Annotated in this window: 2 protein-coding genes; both read right to left on the minus strand. The window is 47.8% G+C overall.

Going from position 1 to position 971, the window contains the following annotated elements:
• Positions 1-220: chromosome partitioning protein ParA (locus R7O13_RS24840; protein ID WP_318304935.1), on the minus strand; the 220-nt coding region annotated here is incomplete at its 3' end.
• Positions 221-271: 51 nt separating this feature from the next.
• Positions 272-971, minus strand: a 700-nt coding sequence (gene tsaB / locus R7O13_RS24845; protein WP_318304936.1) for a tRNA (adenosine(37)-N6)-threonylcarbamoyltransferase complex dimerization subunit type 1 TsaB, incomplete at its 5' end; no start/stop codon positions are given.

Below are 971 nucleotides of genomic sequence, written 5' to 3' on the forward strand. Positions count from 1 at the left end.
TGCGAGCATTACCTTCCGGCAAATCATATTGTACTTGAGCACGATGAATTTGGGACTCATCAACTTGTTTTATGGAATGCGCGACTGCGTTTGCCACCTTTGAAGGTTGACCAACGGACTGCTTATTTTGAGCTTTCTTTACCTGCCCTTTTTTGCCCACTTTATTGGTACGGTTGGTACCAGGTATCAGTGAAGGAGGTAAACCATTAATCGACGCCATAACGCTCCATAAAAAGACAGGGCTACCGCCCCGTCTTTATTTGTTTCCTAATTATTCGCGGCCTGGAAGCTTCTTCCAAGTCACGTTATCACGCAGGTAAACCGGGCTAGATTCTTCAACAGGAACCGTATTGCCTTTTTCTAGTTCTTGCTTAGCTAAAATCACAATGTCTAGTGAGTCAGGGTACAATACCTCACTGTCTGCAGTGTTAAACGGCAGGCCTGTCAGTTCTTCCTGATACGCAGACCAACCTGTACCAGCTGTTGTCCACGTTTTAGAGTCAGCTTGTGCTTCTTCCGCCAAACGAGCTGGTGGAATCACACATTCTTCATCAACACCCATCCATTCGCCGTTTTCTTGGCGAGAATAACGTGCCCAGTAAACTTCGCTCATGCGCGCATCAATCGCTACAGCGACATCAGTTGCACCATGCAGGCGGTAGCTTGCTTGTGCCATCGCAGCCAATGTTGAAACACCAATCATCGGCAGTTCTGCACCAAATGCTAGGCCTTGAGCGATGCCAATACCGATACGAACACCAGTAAAGCTACCAGGGCCACGGCCAAACGCTAGTGCATCCAAGTCTTGTAGAGTTAGACCCGCTTCTTTCAGCACTTCGTCAACCATTGGCAGCACTTTTTTCGTGTGGTCACGAGGTGCCACTTCGCTGCGTGAAATCACTTGGTCATTAACCAGTAGTGCAACTGAACAGTTTTCAGTTGCGGTATCGATAGCAAGAATTTTTGCGCTC

The organism is Vibrio sp. Y176, from assembly GCF_033438945.1.